This window comes from Ascidiimonas aurantiaca, from assembly GCF_037646345.1.
GTDB lineage: Bacteria > Bacteroidota > Bacteroidia > Flavobacteriales > Flavobacteriaceae > Ascidiimonas > Ascidiimonas aurantiaca.
The window spans coordinates 443,620-466,329 of record NZ_JBBEWR010000001.1; the positions used below are offsets into that span (position 1 = coordinate 443,620).

At 40.4% G+C, this 22,710-nt stretch carries 18 protein-coding genes and 1 tRNA gene; 14 read left to right on the forward strand and 5 right to left on the reverse strand.

Annotated features, from left to right (window positions below; genetic code table 11):
- Positions 1–43 precede the first annotated feature (43 nt).
- The 3 genes from WAO84_RS01945 (at position 44) to WAO84_RS01955 (ending at position 2,032) form a co-directional block, all read left to right on the forward strand.
- Positions 44–529, forward strand: coding sequence for an outer membrane beta-barrel protein (locus WAO84_RS01945; protein ID WP_340063338.1), 486 nt, complete (start codon positions 44–46; stop codon positions 527–529).
- A gap of 119 nt (positions 530–648) precedes the next feature.
- On the forward strand, positions 649–1,761 hold the full coding sequence (locus WAO84_RS01950) for a redoxin domain-containing protein (protein WP_340063339.1): 1,113 nt from the start codon (positions 649–651) through the stop codon (positions 1,759–1,761).
- A gap of 188 nt (positions 1,762–1,949) precedes the next feature.
- Positions 1,950–2,032, forward strand: a tRNA-Tyr gene (locus WAO84_RS01955).
- Positions 2,033–2,145: 113 nt separating this feature from the next.
- Here WAO84_RS01955 and WAO84_RS01960 read toward each other — a convergent pair.
- Positions 2,146–2,847 (reverse strand): SIMPL domain-containing protein, encoded by a 702-nt coding sequence (locus WAO84_RS01960; protein ID WP_340063340.1) that lies wholly within the window; start codon positions 2,845–2,847, stop codon positions 2,146–2,148.
- A gap of 44 nt (positions 2,848–2,891) precedes the next feature.
- Positions 2,892–3,539 (reverse strand): rhomboid family intramembrane serine protease, encoded by a 648-nt coding sequence (locus WAO84_RS01965; RefSeq protein ID WP_340063446.1) that lies wholly within the window; start codon positions 3,537–3,539, stop codon positions 2,892–2,894.
- Positions 3,540–3,597: 58 nt separating this feature from the next.
- Here WAO84_RS01965 and WAO84_RS01970 point away from each other — a divergent pair, with 58 nt between their 5' ends.
- Positions 3,598–4,503 (forward strand): lysophospholipid acyltransferase family protein, encoded by a 906-nt coding sequence (locus WAO84_RS01970; protein ID WP_340063341.1) that lies wholly within the window; start codon positions 3,598–3,600, stop codon positions 4,501–4,503.
- A 5-nt stretch (positions 4,504–4,508) separates the two neighbouring features.
- On the opposite strand, the gene glmM is transcribed toward WAO84_RS01970, so the two are convergent.
- Positions 4,509–5,897, reverse strand: a complete 1,389-nt coding sequence (glmM, locus tag WAO84_RS01975; protein ID WP_340063342.1) for a phosphoglucosamine mutase — start codon at positions 5,895–5,897, stop codon at positions 4,509–4,511.
- Between the two features lie 76 nt (positions 5,898–5,973).
- Here glmM and WAO84_RS01980 point away from each other — a divergent pair, with 76 nt between their 5' ends.
- Genes WAO84_RS01980 through WAO84_RS01990 form a run of 3 tightly spaced genes read left to right on the forward strand, consistent with a single transcriptional unit; the run spans position 5,974 to position 9,155 of the window.
- The gene (locus WAO84_RS01980) at positions 5,974–6,558 is read left to right on the forward strand and encodes an acyl carrier protein phosphodiesterase (protein ID WP_340063343.1); all 585 of its coding nucleotides are present in this window, start codon (positions 5,974–5,976) and stop codon (positions 6,556–6,558) included.
- Complete coding sequence (gene ggt / locus WAO84_RS01985; RefSeq protein ID WP_340063344.1) at positions 6,555–8,243, forward strand: gamma-glutamyltransferase; 1,689 nt, start codon at positions 6,555–6,557, stop codon at positions 8,241–8,243. The genes WAO84_RS01980 and ggt overlap by 4 nt, the downstream gene beginning before the upstream one ends.
- 12 nt (positions 8,244–8,255) lie before the next feature.
- Positions 8,256–9,155, forward strand: a complete 900-nt coding sequence (locus tag WAO84_RS01990; protein ID WP_340063345.1) for an ATP-grasp domain-containing protein — start codon at positions 8,256–8,258, stop codon at positions 9,153–9,155.
- Here the strand turns inward: WAO84_RS01990 and WAO84_RS01995 are convergent, their stop codons facing one another.
- Positions 9,156–9,680, reverse strand: a complete 525-nt coding sequence (locus WAO84_RS01995; RefSeq protein WP_340063346.1) for a hypothetical protein — start codon at positions 9,678–9,680, stop codon at positions 9,156–9,158.
- Positions 9,681–10,002: 322 nt separating this feature from the next.
- Here WAO84_RS01995 and WAO84_RS02000 point away from each other — a divergent pair, with 322 nt between their 5' ends.
- From WAO84_RS02000 to WAO84_RS02030, 7 genes are all read left to right on the forward strand, one after another.
- Positions 10,003–10,566 carry a hypothetical protein gene (locus WAO84_RS02000; RefSeq protein ID WP_340063347.1) on the forward strand — a complete coding sequence of 188 codons (564 nt, stop codon included), beginning with the start codon at positions 10,003–10,005 and terminating at the stop codon, positions 10,564–10,566.
- A 430-nt stretch (positions 10,567–10,996) separates the two neighbouring features.
- Positions 10,997–13,828: an excinuclease ABC subunit UvrA gene (gene uvrA / locus WAO84_RS02005; RefSeq protein WP_340063348.1), complete on the forward strand. Its 2,832-nt coding sequence runs from the start codon at positions 10,997–10,999 to the stop codon at positions 13,826–13,828.
- A 30-nt stretch (positions 13,829–13,858) separates the two neighbouring features.
- On the forward strand, positions 13,859–14,548 hold the full coding sequence (locus WAO84_RS02010) for an LOG family protein (RefSeq protein ID WP_340063349.1): 690 nt from the start codon (positions 13,859–13,861) through the stop codon (positions 14,546–14,548).
- A 180-nt stretch (positions 14,549–14,728) separates the two neighbouring features.
- The gene (locus WAO84_RS02015) at positions 14,729–17,524 is read left to right on the forward strand and encodes a gluzincin family metallopeptidase (RefSeq protein WP_340063350.1); all 2,796 of its coding nucleotides are present in this window, start codon (positions 14,729–14,731) and stop codon (positions 17,522–17,524) included.
- A gap of 193 nt (positions 17,525–17,717) precedes the next feature.
- Complete coding sequence (locus WAO84_RS02020) at positions 17,718–20,129, forward strand: alpha-ketoacid dehydrogenase subunit alpha/beta (RefSeq protein ID WP_340063351.1); 2,412 nt, start codon at positions 17,718–17,720, stop codon at positions 20,127–20,129.
- 3 nt (positions 20,130–20,132) lie between these two features.
- Positions 20,133–21,077 carry a pyridoxal-phosphate dependent enzyme gene (locus WAO84_RS02025; RefSeq protein WP_340063352.1) on the forward strand — a complete coding sequence of 315 codons (945 nt, stop codon included), beginning with the start codon at positions 20,133–20,135 and terminating at the stop codon, positions 21,075–21,077.
- Positions 21,078–21,239: 162 nt separating this feature from the next.
- Positions 21,240–21,629, forward strand: coding sequence for a DoxX family protein (locus WAO84_RS02030; RefSeq protein WP_340063353.1), 390 nt, complete (start codon positions 21,240–21,242; stop codon positions 21,627–21,629).
- Positions 21,630–21,677: 48 nt separating this feature from the next.
- Here WAO84_RS02030 and holA read toward each other — a convergent pair whose 3' ends face one another.
- A complete protein-coding gene (gene holA / locus WAO84_RS02035) occupies positions 21,678–22,682 on the reverse strand; it encodes a DNA polymerase III subunit delta (protein ID WP_340063354.1) in 1,005 nt (334 codons plus the stop codon).
- Positions 22,683–22,710: the final 28 nt, after the last annotated feature.

The window sequence follows — 22,710 nt, forward strand, 5'->3', positions numbered from 1 at the left end:
ATATTTGCTGATGAACGTTATTACATAATAAACAATCGATTTTATGAAAAAACTATTCTTTTCGACGTTATTTGTTGTTTTTTGTGCTTTTGCTGTAAATTCACAGCAAATTTCGAAAAATGCATTAGGACTGCGCCTAGGTGACAGTGACGGTTTTGGAGCCGAAATATCGTATCAGCGAGGGTTAACCGATAACAACCGACTTGAGTTTGGTCTTGGCTGGAGGGATAATGAAGATTTTAATGCTTTTCGTCTTACAGGTCTTTACCAGTGGGTATTTCCGTTGGATGGTAACTTCAACTGGTATGTAGGTGCCGGTGGTGGTTTGGGAAGTGTTGATTTTGACGATGATTTCCCGGGAGATGATGACAGTGATTTCTTTGCCTTTGTGGCAGGAGATATTGGTATTGAATACAATTTCGATATACCGTTACTTATTTCACTTGATTTCAGACCGGAAATAGGTTTTAACGATTACAACGACGACCTTGATTTTGATATTGCTCTTGGATTGCGATATCAATTCTAACAGTTTATAAATCAGTAAAAAGGAGGCTTTTACAAAGCCTCCTTTTGTTTTGTTAAAACCTTATGGCTGTCCGGCACAAATAGTTAACTTTGCAAACCATAAAAAAGAGTTAAACCGAAATGAAAAAAATTATTATCCCTTTACTTGCTATAGCCGTTATAACCGGTTGTAACCGTTTAAAAGAAAATGAATACAAGTTAACCGTAAAGATTGACGGTATTGAAAATGGTAAAAAGGTTTTAGTAAAAAAAGCGAATGAAGAGAACCTTCCGGTAGATGTAGATAGTACTCAGGTCATGGATGGAACATTTGTTTTACAAAATTTTATTGAAGCGCCGGAAATGCACTATATATTTATTGAAGGTGTTAAGGGAAATCTGGGCTATATAGCAGAACCCGGTACCATTACCGTTACTGCTTATAAAGATAGTATATCCAAATCCGTACTGAAAGGAACACCTTCTAATGATGATTTTAATCGATTTATAGTAGAATCCAGAAAAATAAGCAATAAAATTACAGCGGTGAGAGAACAATTCACCGAAGCTACCAAAACGGGAGATACTGTAACCATAAATATGTTACGTGAAACCTATGCCGAACTTATGACCGAGGCCGGTGAATACGAAAAAAACTTTATAAAAGACAATCCCGATTCTTTTGTTTCACTTATCATTCTTGAGCGTCTCCTGCTAATGAATGCTACACCCATTGAGGAAATAAAAAAAATGTTTGACGCCTTTACAGAAGAGCTTAAAAACAGTGTAAAAGGAAAGAAAATTTCAGAGCAACTGTCGCAGCTTAACAAAACATCTGTAGGATCTACAGCTCCTGACTTTGAAGGGCCTACCCCCGAAGGAGAAACACTGGCGCTTAATGAAGTAAAAGGAAAAGTAACTATAATAGATTTTTGGGCCGCATGGTGCAAGCCCTGTAGAGTAGAAAACCCGAGAGTGGTAGAAATGTACAACAAATATCACGAAAAAGGACTTTCTATTGTAGGAGTGTCACTGGACAGAAGCGGAGACGACTGGAAAAAAGCCATCGCTGATGACGGGCTCACCTGGAACCACGTGTCCCACTTACAATACTGGCAGGACCCTATTGCCCGTATGTACAATGTTCGTGCTATACCCGCCACTTTTATTCTTGATAAGGACGGTAAAATTGTAGCCAGAGACCTCAGAGGTGCCGATCTTGAAGCCAAAGTAGCTGAAATGCTGGGTGAGTAAACCAAATAAGATACATACATATTTCAAGAAGCCGTCTCATTTGGTTAATGAGGCGGTTTTTTTTATTGCCCTGCCTTACAAATAATTAGAAAAAATGCATAAAATTTTTATGTGTTTTTTGTTGAAGGGATATTCAGGAATCCTATATTTGCACGGTTTTAAATTTAAAGACCCGGTTACCGAATGTTGGGGAGATACTCAAGCGGCCAACGAGGACAGACTGTAAATCTGTTGGTTTTTACCTTCGCAGGTTCGAATCCTGCTCTCCCCACTTTCTCACTATGGCATTCTCTCTCCTAATAGAAGGTTATTATAAAAATTAGTGTTAATAAAAAACGCATGGAGTTCTCCATGCGTTTTTTATAATGGATGTTTTTATCAGGTTTATTTTAACTCAAATACTACCGATACAGTACTTTTTATTTCGATCTCCCCTACTGCAATAGTTTCCATGTTCCCCATGTTTGCAGCGCTTTCATCGGCTGCCATTGCCATTTTGTACATAGGCATGGGTGGTTGAGGTAAAACGCCAGATTCCATTATTGTAATGGCCTTTCCAATTTGCTGGTTCACTGCAGATGCATATTCAGTAGCCTTAAATTTCGCATTTTTCATAGCTTTTACTCTGGCTTCTGATTTTAATGCTTCCATTTTAGAAGTTTTAAACTGTACTCCGTCAATACGATTAACCCCCGCTTCCAGTAATCCTAACATAAGCGGTTCATACTTTGCCAGGTCTCTTAGACGAATACTTAAGGTTTGATTAGCCACATAATTGGTCGTTTTTTTGTTGTAGTCATAATTCTTATTCAGATTAATACGTTCGGTGAGTACATCCTTTTTGTCAATTTTCATTTTTTTACAAAAAGCCAGAATATCATTAATAGCCTGGTCGTTCAGGCTTTTGATCTCAGCTACATTTTTCCCGATGTTTTCAACACGAACCTGAATTACCACTTCGTCGGGAATTACTTTTACAACCGCCTTTCCGGTTACCGAAACCGTATTTTGTAAAGGCGAAGTTTGTGCATTGCTGTTCATACTCATGATTAGCACAGTTAAGATTAAAATTACATTTTTCATCATTGTATAATTGTTTTTGAATATCTCGTTCCAATAGCCATGCCAAACTAAATTTTCCCGGTTTTTTCAAGAACAAAAAGTATAAGAATGGGAATAGCTAACAACACGACCATAAACGGTTCTCTGGTAATTAGTGAAGGCAAAAAAATGAGGGTGGTCACATATCCGCCAACAGCTCCGCCAAAATGGGCTGTATGCCCTATATTACCAAAGCGTTTTTTCATTCCGTAAATAGAATATAACAAATAGCCAATACCAAAAACATATGCGGGAATAGGTATGGGAATAAAAAACAGGAATAACTTCATTCCGGGTTGCAGGAGAATGGCCGAATACAAAATACCCGTAACCGCCCCACTGGCACCTACTGCACTGTAATGATATTCATCTTTGTGAAAAAAAAGAGCCAGTAAACTCCCCGCCAGTAAACTAACAATATAAATAATAAGAAATTTAGGCTGGCCGAAATTGAAAATCACAACATCTGCAAAAAAATACAATGTAAGCATATTGAAAAAGAGATGTGTAAAATCTACATGCAAAAACCCCGAAGTAAGCATACGCAATTGTTCCCCCCGCCTGATACTGCCAATGTGAAACTTGTATTTTTCAAAGAACGAAAAGTCGTTAAAACCTTTTATAGAGATCAATATATTGGCGGTAATTATAACAATGGTAACAAGACTTAAATTCATCATAAACTATATACGCTTTCGATTCAAATATAGCTATATTTACCCAAATTTTCACTGTATGCAACTGCTTGTTTATATACTGGGATATCCCATATTATGGTTCATTTCTGTATTGCCTTTCTCCTTGTTTTATAAGGTGTCTGATATGGTGTGTTTTTTAGTTTACCGGGTTTTGGGATATCGTAAAAAAGTAGTGAGGCAAAATCTGGAGTTGTCTTTTCCTGATAAATCGTCTGATGAATTAGATATCATTGAAAAAAAATTCTACACACATATGTGCGACCTTTTTCTGGAAATGATCAAATCGCTAAGTCTTTCAAAAGAAGAAATGCAAAGGCGGTTTGCCTTTACTAATCTTGAGATCATTAAAAAGTTTGAAAATGAGAACCGCAGTGTAATACTGGTTTGCGGACATTATGCCAGTTATGAATGGATGATGTCTTTAGGCTATCACATAAAACACCAGGGTTTTGGAATTTATATGCCATTGGCTAACAAATATTTTGATAAGCTGGTACAAAAAATAAGAACACGCCATGGAGCCAAACTTATAGCTAGACGAGGATCGATTAAAACTATTCACGAACACTATAAAAAGGGATATCTTTGTATGTATGGACTGGCAAGTGATCAATCTCCCAGTTCGAAAAGAGCGCTTTACTGGCGGAGTTTTATGGGCGTAAAAGTACCTGTGTTTACCGGCGCCGAAACCCTGGCAAAAGAACTGGATTACCCTGTGGTTTTTCTCGATATTCAAAAAGTAAAACGCGGATTTTACGAAACTACCTTTAGAACGATCACAGAACATCCCAGAGATATTCCCGATTACGGTATTACCGATCAATTTACAGAAATGCTCGAAGGCCAGATACGTGAAAAACCCGAGTATTATTTATGGACCCATAAGCGTTTTAAGCACCGTAACAAAACTCCTATACCGGAAGCTACTGTTTCCGAAGCATAAAAAGCCTAGATACCTGCTATCACTTTGATCTCTTTAATTACCTTATCAGCCAGTTGGTCTGCATCTTTCTGACTGCTGGCTTCGGTATAGATGCGAATAATGGGTTCTGTGTTCGATTTTCTTAAATGTATCCAGCTATCCGGAAGATCTATTTTTACGCCATCTGCCGTAGATACTTCATGATCTGAATAGCGTTCCTCCATTTTGTAAAGAATAGCATCAACATCCAGTTCCGGAGTAAGAGCTATTTTCTTTTTGCTCATAAAATAAGAAGGATATGTATTTCGTAAAGCTTTGGCCGATAGTCCTCTTTCTGCCATATGAGTAAGGAACAAAGCCGTACCCACTAAAGCATCGCGCCCATAATGTGATTCAGGATAAATAATTCCTCCATTCCCTTCACCACCGATCACCGCATTATTTTTTTTCATAAGGGCAACCACGTTCACCTCGCCTACTGCACTCGCCTCATAATGGCCGTTATGAAAACGGGTAACATCCCGCAGGGCTCGCGAAGATGAAAGATTAGAAACCGTATTCCCGGGGGTTTTCGAAAGTACATAATCTGCACAGGCTACCAGGGTATATTCTTCTCCAAACATATCGCCGTCTTCGCATATAAACGCCAAACGGTCCACATCGGGATCTACTACAATACCCAAATCAGCCTTTTCTTTTACTACCAGTTCAGATATATCGGTTAAATGCTCTTTCAGAGGCTCCGGATTATGAGGAAAATGTCCGTTAGGCTCGCAATACAACTCCACAACTTCTACTCCCATTTCTTTAAGTAGTTTGGGAATGACTATCCCTCCTGATGAGTTTACGCCATCTACCACTACTTTAAAACCGGCACTTTTTACTTTTTCCACATTTACTAAAGGAAGCTGTAATACTTCATCTATATGTATATCCATATACGCCGTATTTTCAACTATCTGTCCCAGATGATCTACCTCTGCAAATACAAAATCTTCGGCCTCGGCAATTCTTAAAATTTCTTTTCCGTCATCACCACTCAGAAACTCTCCTTTTTCATTCAGTAATTTCAATGCGTTCCACTGTTTGGGATTGTGGCTGGCTGTGAGTATAATACCACCATCTGCTTTTTCAAGAGGAACGGCAACCTCTACTGTGGGCGTAGTAGATAGCCCCAGGTTCACCACATCAATACCGAGCCCGCAAAGCGTAGAGATCACCAGCTTTTCTATCATTTCACCAGAAATCCTGGCATCTCGGCCTATAACTACTGTAAGACGGTCTTTTTTAGTATGGTTTTTAAGCCACATCCCATAAGCTGCTGCAAACTTAACAGCATCTATAGGCGTAAGGTTCTCTCCGGGCTTGCCACCTATGGTTCCTCTGATTCCTGAAATAGATTTTATTAGGGTCATAACTGCATTTTTAGACAGGCAAATATACAATTTAAAAAACGTGAATAATTTTCATTCTAATTTGTAAATTGGGCCAATGAATTTTCTGGCGCACATTTACCTTTCCGGAGAAGATGATATGGTGAGAATAGGCAATTTTGCTGCCGATGGCATACGGGGTAATCGCTATAAAACATATCCTGAAAATATGCAAAAAGGTATTTTACTTCACCGTGCCATAGACACCTATACTGATGCGCACCCTATAGTGCGCCAAAGTACCCGCAGACTGCATATGGGGTACAGCCATTACAGTTCAGTGGTAATCGATATTTTTTACGACCATTTTCTTGCCAAAAACTGGCAGGTATATGCAGGCCTACCACTTCCGGATTACGCAGAGAACTTTTACCATGTACTGAACAGGTACTGGACGCTTTTACCGGAGCGTACACAATATCTGGCACCTTTTATGATACGTGATAACTGGCTGGTAGCCTATGCTTCCATGAAAGGAATTGCCAAAGTTTTACATCAAATGAACCGTCGTACCCGTTTTCCTTCTAAAATAAATTATGCCGTTTTAGACCTTGACGAGTATTACGAAGAGTTTGAAGATGAATTTAACCTCTTTTTTCCCGAACTGATACAGTATTCACAGCAAAAACTACAATTTTTATGAAAATGCGACCCCTTCTTCTGTGTTTCCTTTTGTTTCTTTCCTGCCGTATGGAGCGTAAAGCCGCCACACCTACAGGTACAGTTGCCCAAAACGCTATGGTAGTGGCCGCACGTGAAGAAGCATCACGTATTGGTCTTGAAGTACTGAAAAACGGAGGAAATGCCTTTGATGCTATGGTGGCGACCGAGCTGGCACTGGTGGTAACATTTCCTTTTGCCGGTAATCTGGGAGGTGGAGGCTTTATGGTGTACCGAACGGCTGACGGACAAACCGGAGGGCTTGATTACAGAGAAAAAGCCCCTCTGGCGGCCCATAAAGATATGTATCTGGATTCTCTGGGCAATGTTATACCCGGTAAAAGTGTTATTGGGGCCACCGCAGTAGGTGTCCCGGGTACAGTAGCCGGTATTTTTGAGTGTCATCGCAAGTTTGGTACCGTTCCTATAGAAAAACTTATACAGCCTGTAATAGAGCTGGCACGTAAAGGTGCCGTAGTTACTAAAAATCAGGAAAAACGAATAGCACACTACCGGGATCTTATAGTAGAAGTGAATGGAGACAGTACCCTTTTTGCATTTCCGTTCAAAGAGGGTGACACCATAAAACACATTGCATTGGCCAATACCCTGAAACGTATTCAGGAAAATGGCAGAGATGAGTTTTACAAAGGAGAAACCGCACAGGAAATTGCCCGATTTGTACAGCAAGAGGGCGGGTATATTACTGTGGAAGATCTGGCCCAATACGAAGCCAAGTGGCGTACACCGGTTGTGTTTACCTATAAAGACATCAAAGTTATTTCCATGAGTCCGCCCTCGAGCGGAGGAGTTACCTTAGCACAGATCATGGGAATGATAGAACCTTATAACCTTAAAAAACTCAGACACAATACCACCAAAACCATACAGGTAATTACCGAAGCAGAGCGAAGAGCCTATGCCGACCGTAATTACTTTCTGGGCGATCCTGATTTTGTAAGTATTCCTCAGGAACAGCTTATTTCTAACGAATATCTCAGTGCAAGGATGTCTGATTTTAGTTTTGAGAGCGCTACCCCTTCTTCAAAAGTGGGTCATGGAGAGGTGGAAGTTATGGAGAGTAATGAAACCACTCATTACTCTATTGTAGATAGTTATGGCAACGCGGTAGCAGTGACCACCACCCTTAATGGCGCTTACGGATCTAAACTGTACAGTGATAAGCTCGGTTTTTTCTTTAACAATGAAATGGATGATTTTAGTGCCAAACCCGGAGTTCCCAATATGTTTGGCCTTATAGGGGCCGAAGCTAACAGCATTGCTCCCGGGAAACGCATGCTGAGCTCTATGACACCCACCATAGTGGAAAAGGATGATAATTTATGGATGGTACTGGGTACCCCCGGAGGTTCTACCATTATCACATCAGTTTTACAAACCATACTCAACGTATATGAATTTGATATGAGTATGCAGGAAGCCGTAGCGGCCCCCAGGTTTCACCACCAATGGATGCCCGATGTAGTAACTTTTGAACCCAAAGGATTTTCACCACTGTTGTTAGACAGCTTACGGCAGAAGGGGTACCTTATAAATGAAGATAACAGCCCTATTATGGGAAAGGTAGATGCCATTCTGGTATGGCCTGACGGCATACTGGAAGGCGGTGCAGACCCCCGAGGTGATGACAGGGCCATTGGTTTTTAAAAAAATAGTTAAATGTCAAAAGAATACGATGTAATTGTTTTAACAGATCGCCGTTATGTAAATCCTGCACAACCGGGGGCCTATGAAAAAAATATCCTGCTGGAAGACCAACTGGTAACCGATGCTTTAAAAAAACGGGGGCTCAAAGTGAAACGTCTTTCATGGGACGATCCTGCATTCGACTGGTCCTCTGCCGCATCAGTACTTTTTCGAACTACGTGGGATTATTTTGACCGTTTTGATGAATTTTCAAAATGGCTCGACCGCATTAGTACAGAGACCACTCTTTTTAATTCAGAAAAACTCATCCGCTGGAACCAGGATAAACACTATTTAAACGACCTTTCAACCAAAGGTACCCATACCCCTGCTACCCTGTTTCTTAAAAAAGGAACACAGGGTGACCTTAGTGCCCATATTAAAAATACCGGTTGGTATGATGCCATATTAAAGCCTTGTGTATCCGGTTCGGCAAGACATACCTATCGGGTTACTCCCGAGAATGTTCAAAGCTATGAAAAAGTATTTTCAGAGTTGATCTCTCAGGAATCTATGATGTTGCAACCCTTTCAGAAAAACATAGTAGAACAGGGAGAGATGTCCCTTATGATCTTTAATGGGGAATATACCCATGCCGTACTTAAAAAGGCCAAAAAAGGAGATTTTAGGGTGCAGGACGATTTTGGAGGTACTGTTGCTTTGTACAAAGCATCTCAAAAAGAAATAGCATTTGCCCTAACGGCCGTTACACATTGCCCAGAACCACCTATGTATGCACGGGTAGATATATTTACCGATAACGAAGGAAGACTGGCCGTTTCAGAATTAGAGCTTATTGAACCGGAACTATGGTTCAGGCTTCATCCCGAAGCTGCACACAAAATGGCTGCTGCAATATATACAGCACTTTGATCATTTGCTGCCTGTGCCTACAAAAACATCCGATTTGTTTTTAAAAAGGACGTTGAAGCTGGTTAAACTTCCATAACTGCGGGTGATGTACTGCTGTAAATCGATCTTTTCCTGGTTGGTAAGGTTACTTGAATTAATTTTTTGCTCCATTACCCTTAGCCGGTCCCGTACCATTATAATTTTATTAAAAAATGTGTCTATGGGGATCTCCTGGCTCTTAAGGTCGGTATTGGCGGGTTCCAGAATAAGTTTCCCGCCTTTAAATTTATCTGCAATGGGTACGATCTCACTCACATCGCTCCATTTTTTGAGTATCTGCCTGAGGCTTTTTTCAATTTCGTAAAAACTTACCGTATCTACTTCATTTTCTACCGCCTCAATAACCTCAAATTCGCTGTCTATATCAATAGTTTCCAGCCCGTTTTCCATAAAAGTGACCCAGTAATGAATAGAGGTTACATTGGTTACCACACCAGCTCCGTATTCCGGATGCTGTATTCGAGAGCCTATACCAAGTAGTTTCATATATAGTTTCTGTTTTTGGAAGCTAAAAATACTATTTTTACAAAACAACGCATAGTGTACCGTGTGAAAAAGTAAAATTCCTGTAATCCTATTTTCCCTGAAAATAAAAACGTGTTCCCGCTGTAAATTTTGTATGTAGCCAAACCTTTGTATTTCTTTTTATTGACAGGTAGCCGTTATGTTAGAGTGTATCCATTTTTTGATGTACTCACAAAAAATATTTAAAAGAAAAATATAGATACTAAAAAGATATATTAACAAATTATACAACATTTTGACCAAAAACCTGGAAATCCACTAACGTAAAAAAAGATCAAACTAAATGAGAAAAACGTTCATTACCTTAATCATTTGCTCACTCACTTTTATAACCAAAGCTCAAAACGTAAGTGTAGAAAATTCAATTTTTGGGATCCAGACAGGATTTTTAGGGATCTGGATTCACAATGAATTAAAACTATCCAATCAATTTGCTTTAAGAACGGAATTAGGACTTGATACCGGAATTTTTGGAAGTGATGTCAATGACATTAACGGGTATTTATTAGTACCCGCTATAACCGCCGAACCAAGATGGTATTACAATCTGAATAAAAGACAAAAGAGATCAAAAAGAGTTGATGGAAATAGCGGAAACTTCATATCCATAAAAACTACGTATCACCCAGACTGGTTTGTGATCTCTAATGAGAATAATATAAATTTTATAAGTGACATTTCAATTATCCCCACCTGGGGGATACGAAGAAATATAGGCAATCATTTTAATTATGAAACGGGTTTTGGAATTGGGTATGTTCACTACTTTGAAGAAAATAATGTGATACTATGGGATCAAAATGAAGTTACCGTGAATTTGCATTTGCGAATTGGGTATAGGTTTTAGAAATAAAAACGAAATACGTCATACCCTTTTTAGGAGCATTTGTCAATAGCAATTTGGCCACAAACAAGTAAACGCAGTTGCAATTATCAATGATGTTGAAAGAGAGATCAAAACAGAATTTCTTGATGCTTTGAGAGCCTAAAGTGCAGATTATATATTGTGAACTCAACGAGATACTGAAGAAAGTAGAGAATTGCTTTCCGCATAAATATTTCTTACAGCAATGAACTAAGCTAAAATCTAAATATTGTTTAGCTTATTTACTGCATGTTTTAGACCATATAACAAACCCGATCATTCATAATACTTTTATTACCGCACTCAGGTATATTAAGGGCACCGCATACACCTCCCTTATTCTGTTAAAATTCAACCTAAAGGAAATTTCTTTTTATAGCGCAAAACCGTACTTTTGTGGTTTTGTGCATATATGAGCAATTACGAAGAAACCATTGAAGTAAAAGGCGCCAGAGTACACAACCTCAAAAACATTGATGTATCCATACCCCGCGAAAAACTGGTAGTGATTACGGGCCTTTCCGGCAGTGGGAAATCGTCCCTGGCTTTTGATACTATTTATGCCGAGGGGCAACGGCGCTATATAGAAACATTTTCAGCCTATGCCCGGCAGTTCCTCGGCGGACTGGAACGCCCCGATGTGGACAAAATAGACGGGCTCTCCCCGGTAATTGCCATAGAACAAAAAACAACTTCCAAATCCCCGCGCTCTACCGTAGGCACCATTACCGAAGTATATGATTTTTTAAGGCTTTTATTTGCAAGAGCTGCCGATGCATATAGCTATGAAACCGGAGATAAAATGGTAAGCTATAGCGATGAGCAGATCCTGCAACTCATTATAAATGATTTTAAGGGAAAAAAGATCAATATCCTTGCTCCCGTGATCCGGTCCCGAAAAGGGCATTACCGCGAGCTTTTTGAACATATTTCCAAACAGGGTTTTGTAAAAGTACGGGTTGATGGTGAGTTGTTAGAACTTACCAAAGGGATGAAAGTGGACCGCTATAAAACCCATGATATAGAAATTGTGATTGACCGGTTGGCTATTACCGATACTACCGGAGACGATAAACGGCTCATGCAGTCTATCACTACCGCTATGTATCACGGGGACGATGTGCTTATGGTGCTTGATCAGGACAGTGGAGAGGTGCGGTATTTTAGCAGGAGCCTTATGTGCCCTACTTCCGGGATCTCATATCCCAATCCCGAACCCAATACATTCTCCTTTAATTCTCCTAAGGGAATGTGTCCCGAGTGTAGCGGACTCGGTATTGTACACGAAGTAAATCTCAATAAAGTAATTCCCGACCCTTCCATATCCATCAAAAACGGTGGCATCGTACCCCTGGGCGAATACAAAAAGTCATGGGCATTCAAACAAATAGAAGTAATAGGCGAACGCTATGGGTTTAGCCTTACAGATCCTGTAAAAAAGATCTCCGAAGAGGCCCTGCATATCATTTTACACGGAGGTGATGAAAAATTTTCAGTGCCTTCAAAAACACTGGGCGTTACCCGGGATTATAAAATAGAATTTGAAGGCATCGTTAAATTCATTAAAAGTCAGTTTGACGAAAGCACATCCACCAGTATAAAACGCTGGGCAAAAGGCTTTATGGACAAAAATCCGTGTCACCATTGCCAGGGATCCAGGCTTAGAAAAGAATCGCTTTATTTCAAAGTTCATGACAAAAACATAGCCGAATTATCAAACATGGATATTGCCGATCTGGTTGTCTGGTTTCAGGCGCTTCCTGAGAAACTATCAGAAAAGCAGTTCCGCATTGCCGAAGAGATCCTGAAAGAGATCAATGCCAGGCTCGGTTTTATGCTGGATGTGGGGCTGGATTATCTGTCGTTAGGACGCAGTTCCAAATCACTTTCCGGCGGTGAGGCACAACGCATACGGCTGGCTACACAAATAGGTTCACAACTGGTGGGCGTACTTTATATTCTGGATGAACCCAGTATAGGGCTACATCAGCGCGACAATGAGCGGCTTATACAATCGCTGGCTTCCCTGCGGGACATTGGTAACTCAGTGATCGTGGTAGAACACGATAAAGACATGATAGAAAAGGCCGATTATGTAATTGATATTGGCCCCAGAGCAGGAAAACACGGTGGGGAGATCATATCTGAAGGAACACCCGATCAGGTGAAAAAACTGCATACACTTACAGCGGCTTACCTTAATGGCAGTAAAAAGATACCGATACCGGAAAAACGCAGAAAAGGGAATGGAAAAAACATGATCCTAAAAGGGTGTACCGGCAATAACCTTAAAAACATAAACGTAACTTTTCCCTTAGGGAAAATGATAGGCGTTACCGGAGTGTCCGGCAGTGGTAAATCTACCCTTATCAATGAGACCCTCTACCCTATTCTCAATGCTCATTTTTTCAATGCCGTTAAGCGTCCCATGCCTTACAAAAGCATTAGCGGACTCAAGCATGTTGACAAGGTGATCGATATTAATCAGTCTCCTATTGGCCGTACCCCCAGGTCCAATCCTGCCACTTATACAGGTGTTTTTAGCGAAATACGATCGCTCTTTACACAAACCCCCGAAGCCATGATACGGGGCTATAAACCGGGAAGATTCAGTTTTAATGTAAAAGGTGGCCGATGTGAAACCTGTGAAGGGGCCGGGCTTCGCCTAATTGAAATGAACTTTTTACCCGATGTATATGTAGAATGTGAAACCTGCCAGGGAAAACGGTTTAACCGGGAAACCCTCGAGATACGCTACAAAGGGAAATCCATTGCAGATGTATTGAGCATGACCATTAACGAAGCCGTCACCTTTTTTGAGCATATACCCAAAATATACCGAAAATTAAAGACTATTCAGGACGTAGGTCTGGGATATATTTCACTTGGGCAGCAAAGTACCACCCTCTCCGGAGGGGAGGCCCAGCGCATTAAACTGGCAACCGAATTATCCAAAAAAGATACCGGTAATACTTTCTATATCTTAGATGAGCCTACCACCGGTCTTCACTTTGAAGATATCAGAGTACTTATGGAAGTATTGAACCGACTGGTAGATAAAGGCAATACCGTATTGATCATAGAACACAACCTCGATGTGATAAAAATGGCAGATCATATCATTGATATTGGCTTTGAAGGCGGTAAGGGAGGCGGACAGGTCATAACTACCGGAACACCGGAACAGGTAGCCAGACATACAGAAAGTTATACAGCCCATTTTCTTAAAAAAGAATTACATTAGCAAAAACCTTTTATTAATTTCATACGGCAAATGAGAAAAGAACAGCATTCAAAAGGGTGGAATGAAATTAAGACCAATGATTCCTGGGCCATTTTCAAGATCATGGGAGAATTTGTGAACGGATTTGAGAAAATGAGCCGTATTGGTCCCTGTGTTTCTATTTTTGGCTCTGCCCGTACCCGTCCCGGAGACCTTTATTACGACCTGGCCGAAAGAGTTGCCAAACGAATTGTAGAAGCCGGCTACGGTATTATAACAGGCGGCGGCCCGGGGGTCATGGAAGCAGGGAACAAGGGAGCCCACCTCGGTGGAGGTACCTCTGTAGGGTTAAATATTGACCTGCCTTTTGAACAACACGACAACCCCTATATTGACAGCGATAAAAACCTCAATTTCGATTACTTTTTTGTTCGAAAAGTAATGTTTGTGAAATACTCACAGGGGTTTGTGGTAATGCCAGGAGGTTTTGGTACTTTAGATGAGCTTTTTGAAGCTATTACACTTATTCAAACCAAAAAAATAGGAAAGTTTCCCATTATATTAGTGGGAACTGATTTCTGGGGAGGTCTTTTTGACTGGGTAAAAAAAGTCTTACTCGATAAATACCAAAACATAAGCGCTGCCGATATGGAACTTTTCAGAATTGTCGATACCGAAGAAGAGGTGATCGAGATACTTGACAGTTTCTACAAAAAATACAACCTCAGTCCTAATTTTTAACATATATTAAACTGGAAAGAATCAGTAACATGATTATATTCAACGCGTGAAACAGCTATGATTTTTCTTACAGTGAAAATGCACTTATGAAATACACCCCGACAATATTTTTGCAATGATGAATTTCCCGATAAATTATGGTGTAAAGCAGTGATTCGTGCCCTTATTACATATGGACGTATGTTGTGTATCCTGCTTTTTGCCGGGAGTGTTATGGCACAAAACCGTAGTACCATTACCGCTACCCTCCACGATGAAGAAGGAATTATCAATATTCAACAAGAAATCATTTTTTACAACCAGACAGGGCAGACTTTATACACGCTTTATCTTTCAGACTGGAACAATGCCTATTCAGACAAACAAACAGCATTAGCCAAAAGATTTGCCGAAGAATTTAACAGGAGCCTTCACCTTGCCAAAGATGAACAACGGGGCTATACCAAGATCATCTCTATTACAGATAATGACTATAAATTTCTGGAATGGCGGCGCTTTGAAGAAGGGGACCTTCTGAGAATACCGCTTAATACGCCCGTAAAGCCCGGTGAAAACTACCGTTTGCGGCTCTCTTATACCATAAAGCTCCCCAGTAGTAATTTTACCAAATACGGTATTACAGGGGCGGGTGAGTTTCGATTGCGATACTGGTACCTGTCACCTGCCGTACATCTTGAAGACGGCTGGAAATTGTACAGCGATATGGACCTTAGCGATCTGTACACCTATAATTCCGAATACGATATCACGTTTAACTATCCCGAGAACTATACCCTTACCACAGATCTTGACATTGTTCAGGAAAACCGCTTTCAGGGGTTTAAACAGATCCTGTTGCATGGAAAAAACCGCACCGACGTGCGGCTGTATCTCGAAAAGATACGAAGCTTTTCAAATTATCAAAACGACCATTTAACACTTATTACCAACCTGCAGTCCAGAAACCTTAACGATATTCAAAAAGCCGTTTCAATTGACAAAGTAGTTAATTTTATTGCAGAAAACCTGGGGACGTATCCTCATAATAGCCTTATTGTAAGCGAAACCGAATACAAGAAAAATCCGCTGTACGGTTTAAACCAGTTGCCTTCTTTTATAAGACCCTTTCCTGAAGAGTTTCAATATGAACTCAAAGTACTTAAAACTACCCTTAACAACTGGTTGGAGAATACCATTTATGTGGACCCCCGGGGAGAAAGATGGGTGCTTGATGCCATTCAGACCTATTTCATGATCAAATATGTAGATGAATTTTATCCCGATATGAAACTTTTGGGAAAAGTATCCAATTTCTTTCTTATCAAAAGGTTTCAACTGGCAAAAATGGATTTTAATGATCAATATCCATTTCTTTTTATGCTTATGCAGCGTAAAAATCTGGATCAGGCGCTGGCTACTCCCAAAGATTCATTAATCAAATTCAATGAAAAAATTGCCAATAAATACAAGGCCGGCCTGGGCATGGTATATCTTAATGATTATATGGAAACCGAATATGTGGAACCCAGAATAAAAAAATTCTACAGAGAACAACAGTTAAAAGATATAAATGCTTCTATATTCAAGAAATACCTTCGTGAAGACAATCCCAAAGAAATAGACTGGTTTTTTGATGATTATGTAGGCACCCGAAAAAAGATAGATTTCAAGATTAAAAACATAGAAAAAAGCGCTAATGATTCACTATTGGTTACCATTCGAAATAAACGAGGCACCAATGTGCCGGTTTCCCTGTATGGCATACGTAACGATAGCGTAGTTTCCAAATACTGGGTAAATAATATCAAAACAGAAAAAACCTTTCGTATTGCCAGAGACAGTGCCGATAAACTGGTGTTGAATTATAACAAAGTCATCCCGGAATTTAACCAGCGTAATAACTGGAAATCTGTGGAAGGTTCTTTTTTTGGTAACAAAAAATTAGACTTTAAGCTGCTCAAAGATGCCGAAAACCCATTTACCAATCAGATTTTCTATGTACCGGTTTTTACCTTTAATGTATATGATGAGCTAGTAGCCGGTATGCGGGTACACAGCAAAACACTTCTGGATCGCCCTTTTATTTATGATTTGCAGCCCTCATGGTCCACTGGAGAACAAACCATTGTAGGTTCAGGGGTATTTGCCTTCCGCAATTATGTGGACCGTAAAAATATGTATCTTGTGAATTATTCCCTGAGGGGTTCTACCTTTCATTTTGCGCCCGGTTCCCGCTTTATGACCATAACCCCCTCCGTTACCTTTGGTTTTAGAAATCCCGATTTTATTTCGAATGAAAGAGAGTTTCTCACCTTCAGGTATGTAAACGTATTAAGAAGCCGGTCCACAGATGTGGAAACCGATCCTGATTACAGTATTTTCAATGCCCGCTATACCTATTCTGATAACGGGATCGTAGATTACCTCTCCTGGTTTGCCGATTTCCAATTGGCGCGAAACTTTTCCAAAATCGGTTTTAATGTAGAATACAGAAAGCTCTATACCAGCAATCGCCAGCTTAACCTGCGATTATTTGCCGGTAAGTTTATTTTTAATAATACCAATTCCGATTTTTTTAGTTTTGCGCTTGACCGCCCTACCGATTATCTTTTTGACCTGGGGTATCTGGGCCGTTCAGAAGATACCGGTATCTTCAGTCAGCAGATCATCATTGCAGAAGGAGGTTTTAAGTCAAAACTCGAAGATCCGTTTTCAGATCGCTGGATGATCACTTCCAACGCCAGCTTCAATATTTGGCGGTGGATAGAGATCTATGGCGATGTTGGTTTTATAAAAGACAGTCGTCGCCCGGCCCGTTTTGTACATGATTCAGGGATTCGTTTAAACCTGGTAACCGATTATTTTGAACTGTATTTCCCTATTCATTCCAGTAATGGCTGGGAAATTGGGCAGGAAAGGTACGATCAGCGAATACGCTTCCTCATTACCCTCAGTCCTCGCACGCTATTAGGGCTTTTTACCCGCAAATGGTTTTAAAAAGAACAACTTTTTCCCCTGTCTCGTTTTAGTTTATTAGGAATAATTCAACGAATTGGAGGTTTTTTTATGTAAAATAGATTTTTAACAAAAAAACGGATGGTTTGTTGTGAATCTCACATTCTTAAAACGCTTATCAGATTGTGAAAACCGATTGTTTTCGCTATTTTTGCAACCATCTCAATTAAAAAATATGGACGTTAATTCTAAAGTACAAAAAGATATTTCATTTGATGATTTCAGGAAAGAAGTACTAAACGACTATCGTATTGCAGTAACCAGCAGAGAATGTAGTTTGCTGGGCAGACGGGAAGTACTTACCGGAAAAGCCAAATTTGGAATATTTGGCGATGGGAAAGAAGTACCTCAGTTAGCAATGGCCAAGGCCTTTAGAAATGGAGATTTTAGAAGCGGTTATTACAGAGATCAAACGTTCATGATGGCTATAGGCGCCCTTGAGCCCCGTCACTTTTTTGCAGGCTTATACGCCCATACTGATCTGGAGGCAGACCCTATGTCTGCCGGAAGACAGATGGGAGGGCATTTCCTGACACACAGTTTGAATGAAGACGGTAGCTGGAAAGACCTTACCGCACAACCCAACAGCAGTTCCGATATTTCACCCACCGCTGGCCAGATGCCACGCTTATTGGGATTGGCACAGGCCTCTAAAATATACCGGGAGGTACCAGGAATACAAACCGAAGGTTTTTCGATAAACGGGAACGAAGTAGCCTGGGGTACCATAGGGAACGCCAGTACCAGTGAAGGTCTGTTTTTTGAAACATTCAATGCAGCCGGCGTACTACAGGTGCCTATGGTGATAAGTATATGGGATGACGAGTATGGCATATCAGTACCTGCAAAATACCAGACTACCAAAGAGAATATTTCAGAGATACTCAAGGGGTTTCAAAGAGATGAGGATACTGATGGATATGAAATAATTGTAGTAAATGGCTGGGACTATCCGGCATTGGTAGAAGCCTATGAAACTGCAAGCAAAATAGCACGAAAAGAGCATGTACCGGTTTTATTGCATGTAGTAGAGCTTACGCAACCCCAGGGACATTCTACATCCGGTTCTCATGAAAGATACAAATCAGAAGAAAGGCTGCAATGGGAAAAAGAATACGATTGCAACCTTAAGATGAGAGAGTGGATGGTAACCAATGGTCTTGCCACTCCCGAAGAACTTATCGAACTTGAAAAACAAATTAAAAAAGAAGTACGGGAAGCCAAAAAAGAAGCCTGGGCCTCTTTTCTGGCTCCCATAAAAAAACACAAAGAAGAGGTACTATACCTTCTGGAAGCCTTAGGTGCCAAAAGCAGTAATAAAGCCTTTATCAATAAGCTTAGAAATGACCTAATTGCCGTTGATGACCCTTCCAAACGCGATGTACTTTTTAGTGCCCGTAAGGCCTTACGATATGTAGTTAATGAGAATTCTCCTGAAAAAGAGGCACTCCTGAACTGGATTGATGCCTTTTACAAAAAAACACAGCCTCAATACAGCTCTCACTTGTATAATGAAACAGGAACAGGCGCTACTACCATAGCAGAGGTAGTACCTCAATATGATAGCGAAAGCCCCGAAGTAGATGGCCGTATTGTATTAAGGGATAATTTTGATAAACTGTTTGACACCTATCCCCAGGCGCTTATTTTTGGTGAAGACAGCGGGCATATTGGCGATGTAAACCAGGGACTGGAAGGACTTCAGGAAAAATATGGCCCCCTAAGAGTGGCTGATACAGGTATAAGGGAAGCCACCATTCTGGGGCAGGGTATCGGGCTCGCCATGAGAGGGCTCCGTCCTATTGCAGAAATACAGTATCTAGACTATGTGCTGTATGCATTACAAATTATGAGTGATGATCTGGCCACCCTGCTGTACAGAACCAGAGGAACGCAGAAAGCACCCGTAATTGTCAGAACCAGAGGGCATCGTCTCGAAGGGATCTGGCACAGCGGTTCACAAATGGGGGCTCTTATACATTTACTCAGGGGGATGTACATCCTGGTACCCAGAAATATGACCAAAGCCGCAGGTTTTTACAATACCCTTATGGAAAGTGATGAACCCGCATTGATCATTGAATGTCTTAACGGGTACCGACTGAAAGAAAAGCTACCTGTAAACCTCAACGATCTTAGAACCCCTATAGGTGTTGTAGAAACTGTAAAAGAAGGAAAAGATATTACCCTGGTTTCCTACGGATCTACCCTGCGTATAGTACAAAAAGTAGCTACCGAGTTACAGGAAGTAGGTATTGATGCAGAAGTGATAGACTGCCAGTCCTTGTTGCCTTTCGATCTGAATCATGATGTCGTAAAAAGTATTCGTAAAACCAACCGTCTCCTGGTAATAGATGAAGACATGCCTGGTGGGGCCTCTGCCTATTTGCTACAGGAAATAATTGAGAATCAGGGGGCATACAAATATCTGGACAGTGCGCCGCAAACATTAAGTGCCCGACCCCACAGGCCGGCATACGGTACAGATGGAGATTACTTCTCAAAACCCAATGAGGGAGATATTTTTGAAAAAGTATATACCATCATGCATGAAGCTGATCCTGTCAAGTACCCTTCATTGTATTAAAAAATGCAGGCATACCGTAAAGAAGAACTCATTGAGGCATTGATAAGGGTGCGCCCGTATGTACATCACACCCCGGTATTAACCTCTACCCTTCTCAACCGTTTAAGTGGTGCCGAAGTTTTCTTTAAGTGTGAAAACTTTCAGCGCATGGGAGCTTTTAAAATGCGTGGAGCTGTTAATGCTATTCTTCAATTACCCGAAAACGTAAGAAAAAGCGGAGTGGTTACTCATTCTTCAGGAAATTTTGCGCAGGCACTTTCCCTGGCTGCCAGATCCCTGGGTATTTCAGCTTATATCGTAATGCCTGAAAATGCCCCTGAAGCCAAAAAGGCAGCCGTTGCCGATTATGGCGGCACTATTATTTTATGTCCTCCCACACTACAGGACAGAGAACAAACCGCAAAACGTATTGTTGACAATAAAAATGCTACTTTTATACATCCTTCCAATGATAGAAATGTGATACTGGGCCAGAGTACTGCCGCTCAGGAACTCTTGGAAGAGTATCCCGATCTTGAGTATATCATTACGCCCGTAGGTGGCGGCGGACTCCTTGCCGGCACGGCACTGGCTACTCATTTTTTTGGTAATGGGTGTGGTACTATTGCCGGCGAACCTTTAGAAGCAGACGATGCCTATCGCTCCCTCAAAAGTGGAAAAATAGAATCCAATACTACAGTAAACACTATTGCCGACGGACTCAAAACCGAATTGGGAGATCAAAACTTTCCGGTCATTCAAAAATATGTAGAGCAAATAATACGCGTGAATGAGCCAGAAATTAAAAATGCCATGAAATTAATATACGAACGCATGAAAATTGTGGTAGAACCCTCCAGTGCAGTTGCCTTTGCAGCCCTTTTGCAAAAGTCTTATGACTTTAAAAATAGACGGGTAGGAATTATTCTTTCCGGAGGGAATGTAGATCTTAGTAATCTGCCATTTTAATTTTAGTACAACCTGTCTTACTTTTCATTTTATTGTTTTTTTGTTATAGTGCGGGTTTCAAACGATGCTTAATCCATAAATATCAACATTTTTTTACATGTCCCATAAGAGTGGGTTATAAATAATTCACTATATTTCAATCAACTAATTCAAAATCAAATTATGAAAAGTTCCCTCAATGATTTCGGTTTGGCCGTGCTCCGTATAAGTGCATCTGCGCTCATGATCACTCATGGTTACGGCAAGTTTACCAAGCTTGCCAGTGGAGACGAAATTCAGTTTCCTGAAGTACTGGGCATGAGCAGTACCTTATCCTTATCACTTGCAGTAATTGGAGAGTTTATTACTCCTATATTAATCCTTATTGGTTTCAGGACCAAATGGGCTGCCATACCTACTACCCTTGTCATGGCCGTGGCTGCGTTTATCGTACACGCATCAGATCCGTTCATTAAAAAAGAACTGGCATTGATCTATTTCTTTGTATTCTTATCTATCGCATTTCTGGGAGGTGGAAAATACTCTCTGGATGCCATGACACGAAGAAGGTGATAAAAACAAGCACCATAAGGCCCCAAAAGGGGCTTTTGCTTTTACGGTTTATGCCATTATTTTGATTATAAGTTCTTTTAGAAGATCGCCCTGTGGCACATTTGTCGAACCTACTCCTTTACTCTTTACATCAATTTCTCTTAAGGCTGTAATAATACTGCTTACCTTTTTCATGGGATAATTACGGGCCGCATTCTGATATTCAGACACAAAATAATGGTTTATACGAAGCGTTGCTGCTACATTCTTGGCTGAATGATCTTTTAAACCGTGATACAGCAGTAGCTGGGAAAAAAAATTGTGCAGTAAAGCGATGGTTACTACCAGCGGATTATCTTTTGGGTTTTGTGCAAAATAATGGATAATACGGGCTGCTTTTGAAAAATCAAGCTCCCCTATGGCCTTACGAAGCTCAAAATTATTATAGTCTTTACTGATACCTATATTGGTTTCTATGATCTCAGGAGTGATCTGGCTGCCTTTGGGCAGTATTATCTGGAGTTTTTCAAGTTCATTGTTTATTTTTCCCAAATCCGTCCCTAAAAACTCTACCAGCATCTGGGAAGCCTTTAAAGAAATACTGTATTCTTTCCCGGCCAACACCCTTCGTATCCATTCACTTACCTGATTTTCGTATAATTTTTTACTCTCAAACAATACCCCTTGTGACTTGATCGCTTTATATAATTTTTTGCGCTTGTCCAATGTTTTGTATTTATAGCAAAATACCAGTAAAGTTGAGGGCTGTATATTTTCTATATAAGCAGTCATTTTTTCAATGGTACGTGATAGTTCCTGAGCTTCTTTTACCACAATAACCTGACGTTCGGCCATCATAGGATACCTTTTCGCAGCAGAAACAATATCTTCTATAGTTACATCACGCCCATAAAGCACCATTTGGTTAAACCCTTTTTCCTCTTCCGAGAGGACATTGTCTTCAATAAATTCAGCAATCTTATCAATAAAATAAGGCTCTTCACCCATCAAAAAATAAACGGGTTTAATAGCTCCTTTTCTAATATCAGTAACAATTTGCTTTACTTCATCCAAAGCGTAAGAGTTTTTACTGCCAATAACA

Excerpts from the sequence above, each read along its gene's own strand:
- WAO84_RS01945 (WP_340063338.1), top strand. The coding sequence starts at position 44 with ATGAAAAAACTATTCTTTTCGACGTTATTTGTTGTTTTTTGTGCTTTT.
- WAO84_RS01950 (WP_340063339.1), top strand. The coding sequence starts at position 649 with ATGAAAAAAATTATTATCCCTTTACTTGCTATAGCCGTTATAACCGGT.
- WAO84_RS01960 (WP_340063340.1), bottom strand. The coding sequence starts at position 2,847 with ATGATGAAAAATGTAATTTTAATCTTAACTGTGCTAATCATGAGTATG.
- WAO84_RS01965 (WP_340063446.1), bottom strand. The coding sequence starts at position 3,539 with ATGAATTTAAGTCTTGTTACCATTGTTATAATTACCGCCAATATATTG.
- WAO84_RS01970 (WP_340063341.1), top strand. The coding sequence starts at position 3,598 with ATGCAACTGCTTGTTTATATACTGGGATATCCCATATTATGGTTCATT.
- glmM (WP_340063342.1), bottom strand. The coding sequence starts at position 5,897 with ATGACCCTAATAAAATCTATTTCAGGAATCAGAGGAACCATAGGTGGC.
- WAO84_RS01980 (WP_340063343.1), top strand. The coding sequence starts at position 5,974 with ATGAATTTTCTGGCGCACATTTACCTTTCCGGAGAAGATGATATGGTG.
- ggt (WP_340063344.1), top strand. The coding sequence starts at position 6,555 with ATGAAAATGCGACCCCTTCTTCTGTGTTTCCTTTTGTTTCTTTCCTGC.
- WAO84_RS01990 (WP_340063345.1), top strand. The coding sequence starts at position 8,256 with ATGTCAAAAGAATACGATGTAATTGTTTTAACAGATCGCCGTTATGTA.
- WAO84_RS01995 (WP_340063346.1), bottom strand. The coding sequence starts at position 9,680 with ATGAAACTACTTGGTATAGGCTCTCGAATACAGCATCCGGAATACGGA.
- WAO84_RS02000 (WP_340063347.1), top strand. The coding sequence starts at position 10,003 with ATGAGAAAAACGTTCATTACCTTAATCATTTGCTCACTCACTTTTATA.
- uvrA (WP_340063348.1), top strand. The coding sequence starts at position 10,997 with ATGAGCAATTACGAAGAAACCATTGAAGTAAAAGGCGCCAGAGTACAC.
- WAO84_RS02010 (WP_340063349.1), top strand. The coding sequence starts at position 13,859 with ATGAGAAAAGAACAGCATTCAAAAGGGTGGAATGAAATTAAGACCAAT.
- WAO84_RS02015 (WP_340063350.1), top strand. The coding sequence starts at position 14,729 with ATGTTGTGTATCCTGCTTTTTGCCGGGAGTGTTATGGCACAAAACCGT.
- WAO84_RS02020 (WP_340063351.1), top strand. The coding sequence starts at position 17,718 with ATGGACGTTAATTCTAAAGTACAAAAAGATATTTCATTTGATGATTTC.
- WAO84_RS02025 (WP_340063352.1), top strand. The coding sequence starts at position 20,133 with ATGCAGGCATACCGTAAAGAAGAACTCATTGAGGCATTGATAAGGGTG.
- WAO84_RS02030 (WP_340063353.1), top strand. The coding sequence starts at position 21,240 with ATGAAAAGTTCCCTCAATGATTTCGGTTTGGCCGTGCTCCGTATAAGT.